Source organism: Streptomyces poonensis (assembly GCF_014650915.1).
GTDB classification, from domain to species: Bacteria; Actinomycetota; Actinomycetes; order Streptomycetales; family Streptomycetaceae; genus Streptomyces; species Streptomyces poonensis.
Map to the genome: position 1 here is coordinate 1 of NZ_BMVW01000004.1, position 17,691 is coordinate 17,691.

The 17,691-nt window shown below is 73.1% G+C and carries 15 protein-coding genes and 1 rRNA gene; 12 read left to right on the forward strand and 4 right to left on the reverse strand.

Annotated features, from left to right (window positions below):
* The first annotated feature begins 147 nt into the window (after positions 1-147).
* The 3 genes from rrf (at position 148) to IE242_RS37295 (ending at position 2,251) form a co-directional block, all read left to right on the forward strand.
* Positions 148-264, forward strand: a 5S ribosomal RNA gene (gene rrf / locus IE242_RS12825).
* Between the two features lie 182 nt (positions 265-446).
* Positions 447-1,571, forward strand: a complete 1,125-nt coding sequence (locus IE242_RS37290; protein WP_194687347.1) for a hypothetical protein — start codon at positions 447-449, stop codon at positions 1,569-1,571.
* A complete protein-coding gene (locus IE242_RS37295) occupies positions 1,463-2,251 on the forward strand; it encodes a tetratricopeptide repeat protein (protein WP_194687346.1) in 789 nt (262 codons plus the stop codon). The genes IE242_RS37290 and IE242_RS37295 overlap by 109 nt, the downstream gene beginning before the upstream one ends.
* An 83-nt stretch (positions 2,252-2,334) precedes the next feature.
* Here the strand turns inward: IE242_RS37295 and IE242_RS12835 are convergent, their stop codons facing one another.
* On the reverse strand, positions 2,335-3,627 hold the full coding sequence (locus IE242_RS12835) for a DUF1015 family protein (protein ID WP_189858532.1): 1,293 nt from the start codon (positions 3,625-3,627) through the stop codon (positions 2,335-2,337).
* 72 nt (positions 3,628-3,699) lie between these two features.
* Here IE242_RS12835 and IE242_RS12840 point away from each other — a divergent pair, with 72 nt between their 5' ends.
* The 4 genes from IE242_RS12840 (at position 3,700) to IE242_RS12855 (ending at position 7,873) form a co-directional block, all read left to right on the forward strand.
* Positions 3,700-4,728, forward strand: coding sequence for an HAD hydrolase-like protein (locus IE242_RS12840; protein WP_189858533.1), 1,029 nt, complete (start codon positions 3,700-3,702; stop codon positions 4,726-4,728).
* A gap of 132 nt (positions 4,729-4,860) precedes the next feature.
* The gene (locus IE242_RS12845; protein WP_189858536.1) at positions 4,861-5,907 is read left to right on the forward strand and encodes a FecCD family ABC transporter permease; all 1,047 of its coding nucleotides are present in this window, start codon (positions 4,861-4,863) and stop codon (positions 5,905-5,907) included.
* Positions 5,908-5,963: 56 nt separating this feature from the next.
* Positions 5,964-6,998 carry a FecCD family ABC transporter permease gene (locus IE242_RS12850; protein ID WP_229858929.1) on the forward strand — a complete coding sequence of 345 codons (1,035 nt, stop codon included), beginning with the start codon at positions 5,964-5,966 and terminating at the stop codon, positions 6,996-6,998.
* A complete protein-coding gene (locus tag IE242_RS12855) occupies positions 6,995-7,873 on the forward strand; it encodes an ABC transporter ATP-binding protein (protein ID WP_189858540.1) in 879 nt (292 codons plus the stop codon). The genes IE242_RS12850 and IE242_RS12855 overlap by 4 nt, the downstream gene beginning before the upstream one ends.
* An 86-nt stretch (positions 7,874-7,959) precedes the next feature.
* On the opposite strand, the gene IE242_RS12860 is transcribed toward IE242_RS12855, so the two are convergent.
* Positions 7,960-8,307 carry an SCP2 sterol-binding domain-containing protein gene (locus IE242_RS12860; RefSeq protein WP_189858542.1) on the reverse strand — a complete coding sequence of 116 codons (348 nt, stop codon included), beginning with the start codon at positions 8,305-8,307 and terminating at the stop codon, positions 7,960-7,962.
* A gap of 42 nt (positions 8,308-8,349) precedes the next feature.
* Here IE242_RS12860 and IE242_RS12865 point away from each other — a divergent pair, with 42 nt between their 5' ends.
* The 5 genes from IE242_RS12865 to IE242_RS12885 all read left to right on the forward strand — a co-directional run bounded on the left by IE242_RS12865 (position 8,350) and on the right by IE242_RS12885 (position 13,832).
* Positions 8,350-8,697: a hypothetical protein gene (locus tag IE242_RS12865; protein WP_189858544.1), complete on the forward strand. Its 348-nt coding sequence runs from the start codon at positions 8,350-8,352 to the stop codon at positions 8,695-8,697.
* Positions 8,698-8,726: 29 nt separating this feature from the next.
* On the forward strand, positions 8,727-9,542 hold the full coding sequence (locus tag IE242_RS12870; protein WP_189858546.1) for a TlyA family RNA methyltransferase: 816 nt from the start codon (positions 8,727-8,729) through the stop codon (positions 9,540-9,542).
* A complete protein-coding gene (locus tag IE242_RS12875) occupies positions 9,539-10,444 on the forward strand; it encodes an NAD kinase (RefSeq protein WP_189858547.1) in 906 nt (301 codons plus the stop codon). Before IE242_RS12870 ends, IE242_RS12875 begins: the two co-directional genes overlap by 4 nt.
* Before the next feature lie 183 nt (positions 10,445-10,627).
* Positions 10,628-12,346, forward strand: coding sequence for a DNA repair protein RecN (gene recN, locus IE242_RS12880; protein ID WP_189859244.1), 1,719 nt, complete (start codon positions 10,628-10,630; stop codon positions 12,344-12,346).
* A 355-nt stretch (positions 12,347-12,701) separates the two neighbouring features.
* Complete coding sequence (locus IE242_RS12885) at positions 12,702-13,832, forward strand: glycosyltransferase family 4 protein (RefSeq protein WP_189858549.1); 1,131 nt, start codon at positions 12,702-12,704, stop codon at positions 13,830-13,832.
* A gap of 28 nt (positions 13,833-13,860) precedes the next feature.
* Here the strand turns inward: IE242_RS12885 and IE242_RS12890 are convergent, their stop codons facing one another.
* Positions 13,861-15,522 (reverse strand): PucR family transcriptional regulator, encoded by a 1,662-nt coding sequence (locus IE242_RS12890; protein WP_189858551.1) that lies wholly within the window; start codon positions 15,520-15,522, stop codon positions 13,861-13,863.
* Between the two features lie 35 nt (positions 15,523-15,557).
* Positions 15,558-17,360, reverse strand: a complete 1,803-nt coding sequence (locus IE242_RS12895; protein ID WP_189858553.1) for a glycoside hydrolase family 15 protein — start codon at positions 17,358-17,360, stop codon at positions 15,558-15,560.
* Positions 17,361-17,691: the final 331 nt, after the last annotated feature.

Below are 17,691 nucleotides of genomic sequence, written 5' to 3' on the forward strand. Positions count from 1 at the left end.
CTGGTGGAGTTGACCGGTACTAATAGGCCGAGGGCTTGTCCTCAGTTGCTCGCGTCCACTGTGTTTGTTCTGAGACAACGATCCGTTGTCGGCTTCGAGCAGAACTTCAATTGAAGAGTGTGCTTGTTCGCTCGAAACCAGTAGGGTTTCGGTGGTCATAGCGTGAGGGAAACGCCCGGTTACATTCCGAACCCGGAAGCTAAGCCTTACAGCGCCGATGGTACTGCAGGGGGGACCCTGTGGGAGAGTAGGACGCCGCCGAACAATCTTTGGAGGACCCCTGGTCCCAGCGTTCAGCTGGGACCAGGGGTCCTTTTGTTTTTCTGAAATGCGCGTCGGGTACCCGGCTGCGCGAGAACCACTGCGGTACCGAAGACAGGAGTCACCGATGTCCACGAACTCTCCCGATGAGCGACCGGAGCGCGACCAGCGCCGCCGGGACGGGGGTGACCGCGGTGACCGCGGCGGGTACCGCGGAGGCCCGCGCCGGGACAACGACCGCGGTGGATACGGCTACGGCCGGCGTGACGACCGGCGCGACGACCGTCGCGACGACCGGGGCGACCGGGGTGACCGGGGTGACCGGGGAGGCTTCCGCCGGGACGACCGCGATCGGGATCGGGGCTTCCGCCGCGACGATCGCGACGATCGCGGAGACCGCGGTGGCTTCCGGCGTGACGACAGCCGCGGTGGCTACGGCTATGGCCGACGCGACGATCGCCGTGAGAACGATCGAGGCGGACGCCCCGAGTTCCGGCGTGATGACCGTGACGGTTCCCGCCGCGACGACCGCGACCGTGGTCCTCGTCGGGATGACCGCGGTGGCTACGGCTATGGCCGGCGTGACGACCGCGATCGTGACCGCGACCGTGATTTCCGGCGTGACGACCGTCGCGATGACCGGCGTGATGACCGGGGTGACCGGGGTGACCGGGGAGGCTTCCGCCGGGACGACCGGGATCGGGATCGGGGCTTCCGCCGCGACGATCGCGACGATCGCGGAGACCGCGGTGGCTTCCGGCGTGACGACAGCCGCGGTGGTGGCTTCCGTGGGCGTTACGACCGTCGCGACGAGCGCCGTGATGACCGCCGGGACGACCGCAGGAACGAGCGGCGCGACGACCGTCGGGACGACCGCCGTGACGACTGGCGTGATGACCGTCGGGGCGGCGAGCGGGGCGGGTTCCGGCGTGACGAGCGCGGGGACCGGCCGGGCGGCCGTGGTGGGTTCCGGCGCGACGACGCCCGCGGTGAGCGGGGAGACCGCGGGGACCGCGGAGATCGTGGAGACCGCGGTGGTTTCCGGGGCCGCGACAGCCGCGAGGACCGTGGGCGTGGGCCCCGGCGTGACGACCGTGGCGGTCGTCCCGGTGGCTTCCGCGGGCGGAGTGACGACCGTCGTGGCGGCGGGCGCTTCCGTGACGAGCGGGAGCGGGAGCGTGACCGCGAGCCCGTCAAGCGGCTGCCGATCCCCGAGGACGTCACGGGCGAGGAGATCGACAAGGACGTACGGCAGGAGCTGCAGAGCCTGCCCAAGACGCTCGCCGAGGACGTCGCCAGGAACCTGGTGATGGTCGCCCGGCTCATCGACGAGGACCCCGAGGGCGCGTACGGCTACTCCAAGGTGGCCCTGCGGCTGGCCTCGCGTGTCGCCGCCGTGCGGGAGGCGGCCGGCTTCGCCGCGTACGCGAACCAGAAGTACAGCGAGGCCCTGGCGGAGTTCCGGGCCGCGCGGCGTATGACCGGGAACATCGATCTGTGGCCGGTCATGGCCGACTGCGAGCGCGGTCTGGGACGGCCCGAGAAGGCGCTGGACATGGCCGGGGCGCCCGAGGTGCACAAGCTCGACAAGGCCGGGCAGGTCGAGATGCGGCTGGTGGCGGCCGGCGCCCGGCGGGACATGGGGCAGCTCGACGCGGCCATCGTGACTCTGCAGAGCCCTGAGCTCGCCTCGCACTCCGTTCAGCCGTGGACCGCGCGTCTGCGCTACGCGTACGCCGACGCGCTCCTCGCGGCCGGTCGGCAGGACGAGGCGCGGGAGTGGTTCGCCAAGGCCGTCGAGGCCGACCGGGACGGCAGCACCGACGCGTCCGACCGGCTCGCCGAGCTGGACGGCGTCGAGTTCGTCGACGCTCTCGTCGAGGACGAGAACAACGGCGAGGACGACGACCGGAACGACGGAACCGAGCCCGCGAGCGAAGGTGAGGACGAGTCGGCCGGGGCCCGTCGGCAGACCGACGGCGAGAGCTGATGACGGCCGGAGCCGTCGGCGGCGTGAGCTGACGGAGGAGTGAGAAAGGGCGGACCCCGATGCGGGTCCGCCCTTTCTCGTTCTCAGAGCTCCAGTGCCCTCAGCACCAGCCCCGACGCCGGTTTCGGGCCGAACGACGTGGACTTGCGGGGCATGGTGACCCCCTGGCGGGCCAGCTCGCGGACGACGTCCTCGCGGACCGGGTGGAGGAGGACGGCCGTGCCGCCGTCCCGTTCGGCCTTCTCCACGGTGGCCGCCGTGTCGTGGATGTACGCGACGTGCTCGTGGGAGTTCTCGGGGATGCGCCAGATGTGGTCCAGGAGCGTGGCGTGCAGGACCGTGGCGTCCAGGGTGCGCCACGCCGGCGGGCGGTCGGCGGGGACCGTACGGGCCAGGAGGTCCGGGTCGGGGCGGTCGAGGAGGTGGAACGTGCCGTCGCCCGCGAGCAGGAAGGCGTTGCCGGTGCGGGCCGCGTCGGCCAGGGCGTCCAGGGCCTGGGCCAGGGGGACGTCGAGGTGGCGTATGCGGAAGTGGTCCGCTCCGGTGGCCAGTGCGGTGGACAGGGGCAGCTGGGGCAGGAACCGGTGGATCGCCCGGACACGCAGGGGGTAGCGGGCGGTGTCGACCAGGAGCACCAGGCCGTGGTCCCAGGGGCCGGGGGAGGGATGCTCGGCGCACAGCCGCAGGTAGGTCGCCCAGCGGTGGTGGCCGTCGGCGATGAGGGCCTGGTGATGGGCGAGGTCCGTCTGGATCTCTTGGAGATCGGCTGGATCCGTCACCGCCCAGAGGCGATGGCTGTAGCCGTCCTCGGTGGTCGTGGCGAGGAGCGGGGGGCGTTCGGCGGTGCGCTCGACGACGGCGCCCGCGCCGGTCCGGGAGCCGTTGCCGCGGTAGGTCAGCAGCAGCGGTTCGAGGTTGGCGCGGGTGGCGCGCATCAGGTCGGCGCGGTCCGCGACGACGTGCGGCATCACGTCCTCGTGCGGGAGGACCGTGCCCTGCGAGGGGTCCGACAGGCGCAGGGCGCCGATGAGGCCGCGCTGGAGCATGCCGGCGTCGCTCTGTTCGTAGACGTACAGACCCGGTTCCGCGTCCGCGACCAGGACGCCTTCGTCCAGCCAGCGGTGGAGCGTGGCCGCCGCCTGCTTGTTGCGGCCCTCGGGGGTGGTGGCCTGCGGCAGGATCAGCCGGACGATGTTGTGCGGGTCGGCGGACTCCAGATGGAGCAGCCCGTCCGGGCGTACGACCACGTCGTACGGCGGGGACGTCACCGCGGCCAGGCTGCCGACCCGGTCGGGGTCGTAGCGAAGGCCTCTGAAAGGGACCAGTTCGAGGCCGCTGCGTGCTGGGGTCTCCTCCGCATGACCTGCTTCGTTCATTGGGGCATCGTAAGTGTGTCAGTGGCATGCGCGATGATCGGGGGAAAGGACTCGACCGAGGAGCGATGTGCAATGAGCCAGATCGTCAGGACGCGCCCGGAGGGCAGTGCGCGGCCTCTGAGCGACGCCTACGACACGGCGCTGCTCGACCTGGACGGGGTCGTGTACGCGGGCGGGAACGCGATCGTCCATGCCGTCGACTCGCTCGGCACCGCCCGCGCGGGCGGGATGCACCTCGCGTACGTCACGAACAACGCGCTGCGGACGCCGGACGCGGTGGCCGCGCACCTCACGGAGCTGGGGATACCGACCGGGGCCGATGACGTCATCACGTCGGCGCAGGCCGTGTCCCGGCTCGTCGCCGAGCAGGTGCCCGCGGGGGCGCGTGTGCTGGTGATCGGTGGTGAGGGCCTGCGGGTGGCCCTGCGGGAGCGCGGGCTGGAGCCCGTGGAGTCGGCCGACGACGATCCGGTGGCGGTGGTGCAGGGGTACGGCGGGCCGGAGCTGCCGTGGGGGCGGTTCGCGGAGGCCGCGTACGCCGTCGCGCGCGGGGTGCCGTGGTTCGCGTCCAACACCGATCTGACGATCCCCGGCGCGCGCGGGATCGCCCCGGGCAACGGCGCCGCGGTCGAGGTCGTCCGGATCGCCACCGGGGCCGAGCCGCAGGTGGCGGGCAAGCCGCTGCCCCCGATGCACCGGGAGACGATCCTGCGTACGGGCGCCCGGCGCCCGCTCGTGGTCGGGGACCGGCTCGACACGGACATCGAGGGGGCGTTCAACGGCGAGGTGGACTCCCTGCTGGTGCTGACGGGGGTCACCGACGGGGCGCGGCTGCTGGCCGCGCGTCCGGAGCACCGGCCGACGTACGTCGACGCCGATCTGCGCGGGCTGCTCACCGGTCAGCCGGAGGTCGTCGGGACGGGCGACTGGTTCCGTTGCGGGGGCTGGACGGCGAAGGCGGGCGACGAACGGCTGGAACTGGAGGGTGAGGGCGAGGCCCTCGACGGGCTGCGGGCGCTGTGCGCGGCGGCCTGGACGGCGGCCGGGGAGGACTCGTGCGAGCTGGACGGGGGGAAGGCGCTGGCGCGGCTGGGGCTGTGAGCGGCGGGGCGGCCGGCGGGTGGGCGCCTGCCGCTCGGTCGACCGGCGACGGTCCTCGCTCGGCGCAGGTCAAGCCGGAAGAACGGGTACAGAGGATCGAGTGATAACGGGAGGGTAGGCTAACCTAACCTCGTGATCGTCGACAGTCCTCCCGAGCACCGCACGGTGACTCCCACGGCCGCGTCCCCGAAACGCCACGCGATACGGGCCGCGGGACTCCTCGTCTCGCTCGGCATCCTCGTTCTCGTGGCGCTGGCCAGCATCGCGATCGGCGCGAAAGAGCTGTCGCTGGAGCAGGTCTGGCACGGCCTGTTCCACGACACGGGCACGTACGGCGACGTCGTGGTGGGTGAGCGGCTGTCGCGTACCGTCCTCGGACTGCTCGCCGGTGCCGCGCTCGGCCTGTCGGGCGCCGTGCTCCAGGCGCTGACCCGCAATCCGCTGGCCGATCCCGGACTGCTCGGCATCAACGCGGGCGCGTCCGCGGCGGTCGTCACGGCGATCACCTTCTTCGGTGTCACCTCGGTCAGCGGCTATGTGTGGTTCGCCTTCCTCGGAGCGGCCGCGGTCGGGGCGCTGGTCTGGTTCCTCGGCGGCAGCCGCTCGGCAACGCCCGTCCGGCTCGCGCTCGCCGGAACCGCGATCAGCGCCGCGCTGTACGGCTATCTGCAGGCCGTGATGATCATGGACAACGCGGCGCTCGGCAAGATGCGGTTCTGGACGGTCGGCTCGCTGGCCTCCGCGACCGATGAGACGATCAAGCAGGTCCTGCCGTTCCTCCTGGTCGGCACGGTCGTCGCGCTGTTCCTCGCCCGGCCGCTGAACGCGGTCGCCATGGGTGACGACACCGCTCGCGCGCTCGGCGCCAACCTCAACCGCACCCGGGCGCTGTCGATGGCCGCCGCCACCGTGCTGTGCGGGGCCGCGACCGCCGCCTGCGGGCCCATCGTGTTCGTCGGGCTGATGATCCCGCACGTCGTCCGCTCCTTCACCGGGCCCGACCTGCGGTGGATCCTGCCGTACGCGACGATCCTCTCGCCCGTGCTGCTGCTCGGCGCCGACGTCCTCGGGCGGATCGTCGCCCGGCCGTCGGAGATCCAGGTCGGCATCGTCACCGCGGTCCTCGGCGGCCCGGTCTTCATCTTTCTCGTACGGCGGCGGAGGACGGCACAGCTGTGAAGGACACGAACAAGCCCGCTGTTCATCCGGACAGGCCCGCCGCACGGAAGTCCACGCTGCGCGGCCGCACCGTACGGACCGCCGGCGGCCTCTCCGTCCGGCTGGACCCGCGGACGTTCACCGTGGTCGTCCTGCTGGTCGTGGCCGCGCTCTTCGCGAGCGTGGTGCTGATCGGCACCGGCGACTTCCCGATTCCGGCCGCCGACGTACTGAAGACGCTCGTGGGCAACGGCGACGCGGGCCAGGAGTTCATCGTCACCGAACTGCGGCTGCCGCGCGTCCTCGTCGGACTGCTGGTCGGCCTCTCGCTCGGGCTCGGCGGCGCGCTCTTCCAGTCCGTCTCCCGTAATCCGCTGGGCAGTCCCGATGTGCTCGGCCTCGCCCAGGGCGCCACGGCAGGCGCGCTGGTCGTGATCGTGCTGACCTCGGGCAGCGCCACCGCGGTCACCGGCGGGGCGCTCGTCGGCGGCCTCGTGACCGGTCTTCTGATCTATCTGCTCGCCTGGAAGCGGGGTGTGCACGGATACCGGCTGGTACTGGTCGGTATCGGCGTGAACGCGATCGCCACCGCCGTGAACGGCTATCTGATCACCAAGGCCGACCTCGTCGACGCCGCCCGCGCGGTCAACTGGATGGTCGGCTCCCTCAACGGCCGCGACTGGGAACAGGTCTGGCCGCTCCTCGCGCTGTGCGTCGTCCTGGTGCCGCTGGTGCTGGGCAACGCGCGCGGGCTGCGGATGATGGAGATGGGCGACGACGTGTCGTACGCCCTCGGGGTGCGCGTGGAGCGTGTGCGGCTGCTGCTGATGCTGGCGGCCGTGCTGCTCACCGCCGCCGCGACCGCGGCAGCCGGCCCGGTCGCATTCGTGGCGCTCACCGCCCCCCAGCTCGCCCGGCGGCTGACCGGCTCGCCGGGCCCCAACCTCCTGCCCTCCGCGTTCATGGGCGCGACCCTGCTGATCGTCGCGGACTGGGCCTCGCAGCGGGCCTTCGGCGCCGACCAGCTCCCCGTCGGTGTCGTGACCGGCATCCTCGGCGGGGTCTACCTGCTGTGGCTGCTGGTCACCGAGCGGCGGGCGGGCCGGATATGAGCGCACCGGCGAACGAGAACACCAAGAACAGCACGACGAGCCCGAGCACGGGGAGCACTGTGAACCGCCTGTCCGCCGAGAACGTCACCCTCGCCTACGACCAGCGCGTCATCGCCGAGCAGCTGTCGGTGGAGATACCCGACAACTCCTTCACCGTGATCGTCGGTCCCAACGCCTGCGGCAAGTCCACGCTGCTGCGCGCCCTGTCGCGGATGCTGAAGCCCTCCGAGGGCCGGGTGCTGCTGGACGGGGAGGTCATCCAGTCGATGCCCGCGAAGAAGGTCGCGCGCACGCTGGGCCTGCTGCCGCAGTCGTCCATCGCGCCCGACGGCATCACCGTGGGCGACCTGGTGGGCCGCGGCCGGTACCCGCACCAGGGGCTGCTGCGACAGTGGTCGGCCGACGACGAGCGGATCGTGAAGGAGTCGATGGAGTCGACCGGGGTCGCCGAGCTGGCCGACCGGTACGTCGACGAGCTCTCCGGCGGGCAGCGGCAGCGCGTGTGGATCGCCATGGCGCTGGCCCAGCAGACGCCCCTGCTGCTCCTCGACGAGCCGACCACGTACCTGGACATCCAGCACCAGATCGATGTGCTCGACCTGTGCGCCGAGCTCCACGAGGAGCAGGGGCGGACGCTGGTGGCGGTGCTGCACGACCTGAACCACGCCGCCCGGTACGCCACCCACCTCATCGCCCTGCGCGGCGGCACGGTGATCGCCGAGGGCGCGCCCTCGGACATCGTCACGGCCGAGCTGGTCGAGGAGGTCTTCGGGCTGCGCTGCCAGGTCATCGACGACCCGGAGACGGGTACGCCGCTGGTGGTGCCGGCCGCCCGGAAGGCGCGGACGCGGGTACCGGTCGTGGACGCTTCCTGAGCCGCAGCGGTACGGCTCCGGCCCGGGAAGCGTCCTGGGACGGAACGGGAACGGTCGAACCGGTTCTCGAACCGGGTCAGGGACGGTTACATGAGCTTCCTGAGCCGGAACAGATCACGCACACCCGCCTCCAGCCTCACCCGGCCCGAACCCCAGGCCCGGGCGAAGTTCAGCTCGCCGTCGACCAGGGCGACCAGGTCGTCCCCGCTCATGGCGAGCCGGATGTCGGCCTTCTCGCGGGGTGGACCGTCGAGCGTGTCCAGCACCTCGATCCGTCCGTCCCGCAGCCGGCCGACGAAGGTGACGTCCAGGTCGGTGATGCGGCAGCTGAGCGAGCGGTCGAGCGCGACGGCACTGCGTACGTCACCGTCGGCGCCCGCCAGGTTGTCCGAGAGCTTCTCGAGTGCGGCGCGGCACTCCTCGATCGTGGCCATCGCGGTCGACGGTACCGCAGCGCTTCGGGGTAGCGTCGGGGCATGAGCGACTCAGTGCCGGAGGCCCACGTTCCACCGCGGCGGGCGGAACCGGGGCCCAGGGTCTCCGCCGAGGCACCGGATTCCGGCGTTCCGGCCGGTTCCGGCCCCGGCCCCGCCGAAGGCGTGCCCGGCCCCGGTGACGAACCGGCCGCCCCCGCCCCGCTGGGCGTACCGCGCACGCCCACCGGAGACGCCGAGGTCGACGCCCACCTCGAGCGGCTGGCCGACGCGGACCACCTCGCCACGGACGGGCACGTCGAGGTGTACGAGGATGTACACCGGGGGCTGCGTGACGCGCTCACCGCGCTCGACGCCCGCCCGGGACCTCCGGCGCCCCCACGGTCCTAGTCCTTTCGACCCCAGGAGCTGAACCGAACGTGGCAGGAGTGGCACGCCGCCGTCTCGACGCCGAACTGGTCCGCCGGAAGCTGGCCCGCTCGCGGGAGCACGCGAGCCAGCTGATCGCCGCCGGACGCGTGACCGTCGGCAAGACCGTCGCGACCAAGCCCGCCACGCAGGTGGAGACCGCGGCCGCCATCGTGGTCGTCCAGGACGACAGCGACCCCGACTACGTGTCGCGGGGCGGGCACAAGCTCGCGGGCGCGCTGGAGGCGTTCGTTCCGCTCGGGCTGCGGGTGGAGGGGCGGCGGGCACTGGACGCCGGCGCGTCCACCGGTGGCTTCACCGACGTCCTGCTCCGGGCGGGCGCCGCGCACGTCGTCGCCGTCGACGTCGGGTACGGGCAGCTCGCCTGGTCCCTCCAGAGCGATGAACGCGTGACCGTCAAGGACCGTACGAACGTACGCGAGTTGACGCTCGACGCGATCGACGGAGAGCCTGTGGATCTTGTTGTGGGGGATCTGTCCTTCATCCCGCTCGGACTGGTGCTGCCCGCCCTGGTGCGGTGCACGAAGCCGGACGCCGATCTGGTGATGATGGTCAAGCCCCAGTTCGAGGTGGGCAAGGAACGGCTGGGCAGCGGCGGTGTCGTCCGCAGCCCGCAGCTGCGCGCCGAGGCCGTGCGGGGCGTGGCCGCGCGGGCCGCGGAACTGGGCCTCGGGGTGAACGGCGTGACGGCCAGTCCGCTGCCCGGGCCCTCGGGCAATGTCGAGTACTTTCTGTGGCTGCGCGCCGGGGCACCCGCACTGGACCCGGCCGACGTCGACAGAGCAGTGACGGAGGGGCCGCAGTGACTCAGAACCAACCTCGTACGGTGTTCCTGCTGGCCCATACCGGCCGCCCGGCCGCCATCAGGAGCGCCGAGCTCGTGGTCAAGGGGCTGCTGCGGTGCGGGATCGGCGTGCGCGTCCTGGAGGCGGAGGCGTGCGACCTGCCGCTGCCGGCCGATGTGGAGCTGGTCGCGGAGGCCACACCGCAGAGCCTGGACGGCTGCGAGCTGCTGATCGTGCTCGGCGGTGACGGGACGCTGTTGCGTGGCGCCGAGTTCGCCCGCGCCTCCGGGGTGCCGATGCTCGGCGTCAATCTCGGCCGCGTCGGCTTCCTCGCGGAGGCCGAGCGCGACGACCTCGACCGGGTCGTCGACCGGGTGGTGACGCGGACGTACGAGGTCGAGGAGCGCATGACCGTCGACGTCGTCGTGCACCGCAACGGCGACATCGTGCACACCGACTGGGCGCTCAACGAGGCCGCCGTGCAGAAGGTGTCCGCGGAGAAGCTCCTCGAGGTCGTCCTGGAGATCGACGGGCGGCCGGTGACCGGGTTCGGCTGCGACGGGATCGTGTGCGCCACCCCGACCGGGTCCACCGCGTACGCCTTCTCCGCGGGCGGGCCCGTGGTGTGGCCGGAGGTGGAGGCGCTGCTGATGGTGCCGATCAGCGCGCACGCGCTGTTCGCCAAGCCGCTCGTGACCTCGCCGGACTCCGTGCTGGCCGTGGAGGTGCTGCCGCACGTGCCGCCGGGCGTGCTGTGGTGCGACGGGCGGCGGACCGTGGAGCTGCCGCCGGGGGCGCGCGTGGAGGTGCGGCGGGGCGCCGTGCCCGTACGGCTGGCCCGGCTGCACCACGCCTCGTTCACGGACCGGCTGGTGGCCAAGTTCGCGCTGCCCGTCTCCGGGTGGCGGGGGGCGCCCCAGTAGGTCCGGCCAGTAGGCCGGCCGGCACCGGGCCCGGCGCGGCCGGAGGGCGTCAACGGCCCGTGACCCGGCGGCCGCGCCCTGCTGCCCGCGCCGCTCCGCCGACCAGCGCCTTCGTCGCCGAGGACGGGGCTGCGTCGCGTCCCGTCGGTAAAACCTCGTATCGTCGGGGACGTGTTGGAGGAGATGCGGATACGGTCGCTCGGAGTCATCGACGACGCGGTCGTCGAGCTGTCGCCCGGCTTCACCGCCGTCACGGGCGAGACGGGCGCGGGCAAGACCATGGTGGTCACCAGTCTCGGCCTGCTGCTCGGCGGGCGCGCGGACCCGGCGCTCGTACGGATCGGCGCGAAGAACGCGGTCGTGGAGGGGCGGATCACCGTACCCGCGGACGCCCCGGCCGTCGTACGCGCCGAGGAGGCCGGGGCCGAGCTGGACGACGGGGCACTGCTGATCAGCCGTACCGTTTCCGCCGAAGGGCGCTCGCGGGCGCACCTCGGCGGGCGCTCCGTGCCCGTGGGACTGCTCGCCGAACTCGCCGACGACCTCGTGGCCGTGCACGGTCAGACCGACCAGCAGGGGCTGCTCAAGCTGTCCCGGCAGCGGCAGGCGCTGGACCGGTACGCGGGCGACGCGGTGGCCGTACCGCTCGCCAAGTACACGGGGGCCTACCGCCGGCTGCGGGCCGTCTCCGCCGAGCTGGACGAGATCACCACGCGCGCGCGGGAACGCGCCCAGGAAGCCGACATGCTGCGCTTCGGGCTCGACGAGATCGCGGCGGTCGAACCGCGGCCCGGCGAGGACGCGGAGCTGGCGGCCGAGGCCGAGCGGCTGGGCCACGCGGAGGCGCTGGCGTCGGCCGCGTCGGCCGCCCACGCGGCGCTCGCGGGCAATCCCGAGGACCCCGAGGGCATCGACGCCACGACGCTCGTCGCGGGCGCCCACCGGGCCCTGGAGGCCGTACGGTCCCACGACCCGGCCCTCGCCGCCCTCGCCGGCCGGATCGGGGAGATCGGCATCCTGCTGAGCGACGTGGCGGGCGAGCTGGCCGGGTACGCCGACGACCTGGACGCCGACCCGCTGCGGCTCTCGGCCGTCGAGGAGCGCCGGGCCGCCCTGAACGCGCTGACCCGCAAGTACGGCGAGGACGTGGCCGCCGTGCTCGCGTGGGCCGAGACGAGCGCCACGCGGCTGACCGAGCTGGAGGGCGACGACGACCGGATCGAGGAGCTGACCGCCGAACGGGACGCGCTGCGGGAGGAACTGGGCGGGCTGGCCCAGGCACTCACCGAGGCCCGCACGGAGGCCGCCGAGCGGTTCGCGGCCGCCGTGACCGCCGAGCTGGCGTCACTGGCGATGCCCCACGCGCGCGTGTCGTTCGCTCTCCGGCAGACCGACGACCCGGAGGGCGTCGAGGTCGGCGGGCGCACCGTGGCGTACGGGCCGTCCGGTGTGGACGAGGTCGAGCTGCTGCTCGCCCCGCACCCGGGCGCGCCGCCCCGGCCCATCGCCAAGGGCGCGTCCGGCGGTGAGCTGTCGCGCGTGATGCTCGCGGTGGAGGTGGTGTTCGCGGGCACCGACCCCGTGCCGACGTATCTCTTCGACGAGGTCGACGCGGGCGTCGGCGGCAAGGCCGCGGTCGAGATCGGGCGGCGGCTCGCCAAGCTGGCGAAGTCCGCGCAGGTCGTGGTGGTGACGCATCTGCCGCAGGTGGCCGCCTTCGCCGACCGGCAGCTGCTGGTGGAGAAGACCAACGACGGAACGGTGACCCGGTCCGGCGTGAAGGTGCTGGAGGGCGAGGACCGCATCCGCGAACTGTCCCGGATGCTCGCCGGCCAGGAGGACTCCGAGACGGCCCGTGCCCACGCGGAGGAACTGCTGGCGACGGCCCGGGCGGACGGGTAGGGGCAGCAGGGACGCGTAAGGGCGGCGCCACAGGCACGACGTACGTATACGTCGTATACATCGTATGCGTCGTATACGACGAGTGCGACGGATCCGGCGGCCCAGGCGCCCACCGCGGGACAGCGGGGGCAACAACGTACGAGGTGTCACTCATGTGGGTGGTGCGGCTCGGCGAGTTGCCCCTGGCGGCGGGGCTCCGGGCCCTCGGCGGTGCCGGAACTCGCCTGCTTCCTGGCATCCTTGACCGTAGTACGACGTACCACGCGGAAGCGCCTCGCGCGGTCCATCCCCTCCGCGCGATCCTTCTGTACGTTTCTTCGTGACCGTTCGACGCCGAACCAGGAGCCCCGGCCACGTGAGCCACGTGAGCAGCCACTCACCGCACGGCCGGTCGCCGCTGCGCACCGTGCAGGTGCTCGGCGGGGGCAGCGCGGCCAGCAGCACGCACGTGCGGTCGCTGGCCGAGGGCCTGGTCGCCCGGGGCGTACGGGTCACCGTGTGCGCCCCCGGCGAGGTGGACCGGACATACGACTTCACCGGTGTCGGGGCGGTGCACGTGCCGGTGCCCCGCAGCAGTGACCCCGCCGCCGTGACCGCGCTGCGGGCGGCCTGCGCGGGCGCCGACCTCGTGCACGCGCACGGGCTGCACGCCGCGTTCCGGGTCACGCTCGCGCTGAGCGGGCGGCGTGTCCCGTTCGTGGTGACCTGGCACACGCGGTCCCAGGCCGAAGGCGCCCGAGGGCATCTGCTGCGGCTGCTGGAGCGGCGGGTCGCCCGGTCCGCGTCGGTGATCCTCGGGACCTCCTCGGAGCTCGTCGACCGGGCGCGCGGCCGGGGTGCCCGGGACGCGCGGCTCGCCGCCGTCGCCCTGCCCGCGCCCCGCCGGCCCGACGACGACCCGGACCTGCTGCGCTCCAAGGCCCGGGCCGAGGTCGGCGCCACCGGCCGCCCGTTGCTGATGGCCGTCGGCACGCTCGAGCGGCACCGGGGGTACGAGACGCTGCTCGACGCCGCACGGCACTGGCGCGGACTCGATCCCGCCCCGCTGGTCGTGATCGCGGGGGAGGGGCCGCTGCGGGCCGAGCTGCAGCGGCGCATCGGGGACGAGGGGCTGCCGGTGCGGCTGGTGGGACGGCGCGACGACATCGGCGAGCTGATCGCCGCCGCCGACGTCGCCCTGCTGCCGAACAGCTGGGAGTCCCGGTCCGTCCTCGCCCAGGAGGCCCTCCACGCGCGCGTGCCGCTCGTCGCGGCCGCCGTCGGCGGCGTACCCGAACTCGTGGGCGACGCGGCGGAGCTGGTTCCGCCCGGGGACGCGGAGGCCTTCGGCGAGGCCGTCGTCCGTCTCCTCGCCGATCCCGTCCGCCGTGAGGTCCTCAAGGACAACGGTGTCCGGCAGGCCGCCAGCTGGCCGACCGAGGACGAGACGGTGGCTCAGGTGCTGAGCGTGTACGACGAGTTGACGCAGCCCCGGCCGCTTCCGTGACCCTCCGGCGGCACCGCGGGCGCGCCGGCTACGGCACATGCCGGCGCGCCCGCAGCGCCAGGCCGAGCGTCAGCACCGACTGCGGATCGTCCAGATCCGTACCCAGCAGCTCCCCGATGCGGGCCAGGCGGTTGTAGAGGGTCTGCCGGTTCAGATGCAGCTCGCGGGCCGTCTCGGCCTTGCGGCCCGCGTGCGCCAGATAGGTCTCCAGCGTGGGCAGCAGCGCCGGCCGGGAGCGGCGGTCATGGTCGAGCAGGGGCCCGATCGCGCGGTCGACGAAGGCCGCCAGGCCGGGGTGGTCGCGCAGCCGCCACAGCAGCAGGTCGATGTCGAGGCGGCGGGCGTCGTACCAGGGGCGCTCGGGCAGCCCCTGCGCCGCCGTCGCGGTCTCGGCGGCGTGCCGCAGTCCCGCCGACGCGGCCGCCCAGCCGCCGGCCGCGCCGACCACCACCACCGGCGGCGGCGCGCCCGGCCGCCGTGGACCCGCGCGCTCCGCGCCCGCCCGCAGCGCCCCCGCGACCCGGTCCGCCACCGGCTCGCGCTCCGCCTCCGAGCGCAGCCCCAGCAGCAGCGGAACCCGGCCCTCGACCGGCCGTACGCCCAGCAGGACGGGGACCCCGACAGTGGCCAGCTCGTCGGAGAGGGCACGGGCCAGGACCGCCCAGCCGCCACCGGCCGGCGCGGGACCGTCGGCCAGGCGCATCACCACGGGCAGCAGTGGACCGCCGCCCGGCCGGAAGCCGAGCACCCGGGCCTGCGCGGGCGCGTTCCCGGCCTCGATCCGGCCCTCGGCGAGATCGGTGAGGAAGTCGCCGCGCCCCCGGGCGGCCAGCTCCTCCTCCTGGCGGGCCTGCATCAGGACGACGGCCAGGAGGCCCGCGGCCCGCTCGGCGGCGATCCGGTGCGCGGGGCCCACCGGCGCGTTCACGGGAAGCAGCACCAGCCGGGCCCGTACGGTGCCTGTGCCTGTGCCTGTGCCTGTGCCCGTGCCCGTGCTGGTGCCGGAGCCGGGGACGTCCACGATCACCGCGCCCGCGGGCGGCTCCTCCCGGTGCCGGCCGCGCAACCCCTCCCACACCTGGAGCGGGTCGGCGGCGTCGGGCCCGGCACCGGCGGCGTACAGCAGCCGGCCGTCCGCCGTCTCCAGGAAGACCGGATTGCCGCCGAACTCCGCCAGGACACCCAGGACGTCGGGCACCCCGCCACCCCCCAGCAGCGCCCCGGTGCAGTGCCGGTGGACCTCCTCGGCCCGCTGGAGCAGCGCGTAGTGACCGTTGACGATCTCGGTGTGGATCTCCTCCGTGACGGTCACGAACGGCACCTCGCGGTGCAGCTGGACCAGGGGCAGCCCGGCCGTGCGCGCGGTGTCCACCAGGGCGGCGGGCAGCCGGGTGAAGCGTGCGCCCAGCTCCACGACGAGCGCCGCGATCCCGCGCTCGGCCAGGGTGCGGACGAAAGCGCGCTGGTCGGCGGGGCGGGTGCCGAGCCCGTAGCCGGTCGTCAGCAGCAGCTCGCCGCCCTTGAGGAGCGAGGCGATGTTCGGCACCTCGCCCGCGTGCACCCAGCGCACGGTCCGGTGCAGCCGGTCGGCCCCGGCGAGGACCTCGGGGAGGCCGCCGCGCAGACCCGGCAGCTGCAAGGCCGCCTGCACGGTGATTCCGGCGCCCCCGGTGTCGTACCTGCTGTCCATGGACCGGACGCTACCGGGAAGGCGCCCGCGCGGGCTCAGCCCCCGTACGCCCCCGAGGCCGTCAGCCGCAGCGCCGTGTCGATCAGGGGCACGTGGCTGAACGCCTGCGGGAAGTTGCCCACCTGGCGCTGCAGGGTCGGGTCCCACTCCTCGGCGAGCAGGCCCAGGTCGTTGCGGAGGGCCAGCAGCTTCTCGAAGAGCTTGCGGGCCTCGTCCACGCGGCCGATCATCGCCAGGTCGTCCGCCATCCAGAACGAGCACGCCAGGAACGCGCCCTCGTCGCCCGGCAGCCCGTCCACGCCCTCGTCCTCGCCCGAGGTCGGGTAGCGCAGGATGAAGCCGTCCGGGGTCGACAGCTCGCGCTGGATCGCCTCGATCGTGCCGATCACCCGCTTGTCGTCCGGCGGCAGGAAGCCCACCTGGGGGATGAGCAGCAGGGAGGCGTCCAGCTCCGCGGAGCCGTAGGACTGGGTGAAGGTGTTGCGCTCCTTGTCGTAGCCCTTCTCGCACACGTCCCGGTGGATGTCGTCGCGCAACTGGCGCCACTTCTCCAGCGGGCCGTCGGCGTCGCCCGACTCGATGAGCTTGATGGTGCGGTCCACCGCGACCCAGGCCATGACCTTGGAGTGCACGAAGTGCCGGCGCGGGCCGCGCACCTCCCAGATGCCCTCGTCCGGGTCCGTCCAGTGGTCCTCCAGATAGCGGATCAGCTTCAGCTGGAGGTCCGAGGCGTAGTCGTTGCGGGCCAGGCCCGTCATATGGGCCAGGTGCAGGGCCTCGATGGTCTCGCCGTACACGTCCAGCTGGAGCTGGTGCGCCGCGCCGTTGCCGACCCGGACGGGCGCGGAGTCCTCGAAGCCCGGCAGCCAGTCCAGCTCGGCCTCGCCGAGCTCCCGCTCGCCCGCGATGCCGTACATGATCTGGAGGTTCTCCGGGTCGCCGGCGACGGCCCGCAGCAGCCACTCGCGCCAGGCGCGGGCCTCCTCGCGGTAGCCGGTGCGCAGCAGCGAGGAGAGGGTGATGGCCGCGTCGCGGAGCCAGGTGTAGCGGTAGTCCCAGTTGCGGACGCCGCCGATGTGCTCCGGCAGGGAGGTGGTGGGCGCGGCGACGATACCGCCGGTGGGGGCGTACGTGAGGGCCTTCAGGGTGATCAGGGAGCGGACCACGGCCTCCCGGTACGGGCCGTGGTAGGTGCAGTTCTCCACCCACTCGCGCCAGAACTCCTGCGTGGCCTCCAGCTGCTGCTCCGGCTCCGGCAGCGGCGGCGGCTCCTTGTGGGAGGCCTGCCAGGAGATCGTGAACGTGACCTTCTCGCCCGGCGCCACGGTGAAGTCGGCGTACGTGGTCAGCGACTCGCCGTAGGTCTCGGCCTCCGTGTCGAACCACACCGAGTCGGGACCGGCGATCGCCACCGTACGGTTGTCCTGCTTGCGCACCCACGGCACGACCCGCCCGTAGGCGAACCGCATCCGCAGGGCGGAGCGCATGGGGACCCGGCCGCTGACGCCCTCGACGATCCGGATCAGCTGCGGCGCGCCGTCGCGCGGCGGCATGAAGTCCGTCACACGGACCGTGCCGCGCGGGGTGTCCCACTCGGACTCCAGGATCAGCGAGTCGCCCCGGTAGGCCCGGCGGGAGGCGCACTGCGGCCCCTCGTCGTCCACGGGGGCCGGGCCCAGGCGCCAGAAGCCGTGCTCCTCGGTGCCGAGCAGCCCCGCGAAGACGGCCTGGGAGTCGAAACGGGGCAGGCACAGCCAGTCCACCGAGCCGTCCCGGCAGACCAGTGCGGCGGTCTGCATGTCTCCGATGAGTGCGTAGTCTTCGATGCGCCCGGCCACGTGTACTCCAGTCGAACGGCCAACGACCCTTCCAAGGGGAACGGTCGCTTCAGCGGTCAAGGGACCCCACGGATCCAGTGTCCAGTGTGATCCAAGGGTTCGGTGTCATGCGCCGTCGCACAACGATGGTCGACGAAATCAAGACGTTCGTTGCCCGACGAACTGACGAGCTCTTGTTGATCCGGGGACGGCCGGGGGTGGTTGCCGTTCGCCGGCCGGGCTCGGCAGCGAGTGTCCGAAGAGGATACGACGCTGCCTGGGGCTTCGCGTGCCGCTCCGGCCAACCCGGCGCCGCCGGACGAGTGACCGGGAAAGACCCCTCGGACGCCGT

Coding starts and splice junctions, on each gene's coding strand:
- IE242_RS12835 (WP_189858532.1), bottom strand. CDS start 3,627: ATGAACGAAGCAGGTCATGCGGAGGAGACCCCAGCACGCAGCGGCCTC.
- IE242_RS12840 (WP_189858533.1), top strand. CDS start 3,700: ATGAGCCAGATCGTCAGGACGCGCCCGGAGGGCAGTGCGCGGCCTCTG.
- IE242_RS12855 (WP_189858540.1), top strand. CDS start 6,995: ATGAGCGCACCGGCGAACGAGAACACCAAGAACAGCACGACGAGCCCG.
- IE242_RS12860 (WP_189858542.1), bottom strand. CDS start 8,307: ATGGCCACGATCGAGGAGTGCCGCGCCGCACTCGAGAAGCTCTCGGAC.
- IE242_RS12865 (WP_189858544.1), top strand. CDS start 8,350: ATGAGCGACTCAGTGCCGGAGGCCCACGTTCCACCGCGGCGGGCGGAA.
- recN (WP_189859244.1), top strand. CDS start 10,628: ATGCGGATACGGTCGCTCGGAGTCATCGACGACGCGGTCGTCGAGCTG.
- IE242_RS12890 (WP_189858551.1), bottom strand. CDS start 15,522: ATGGACAGCAGGTACGACACCGGGGGCGCCGGAATCACCGTGCAGGCG.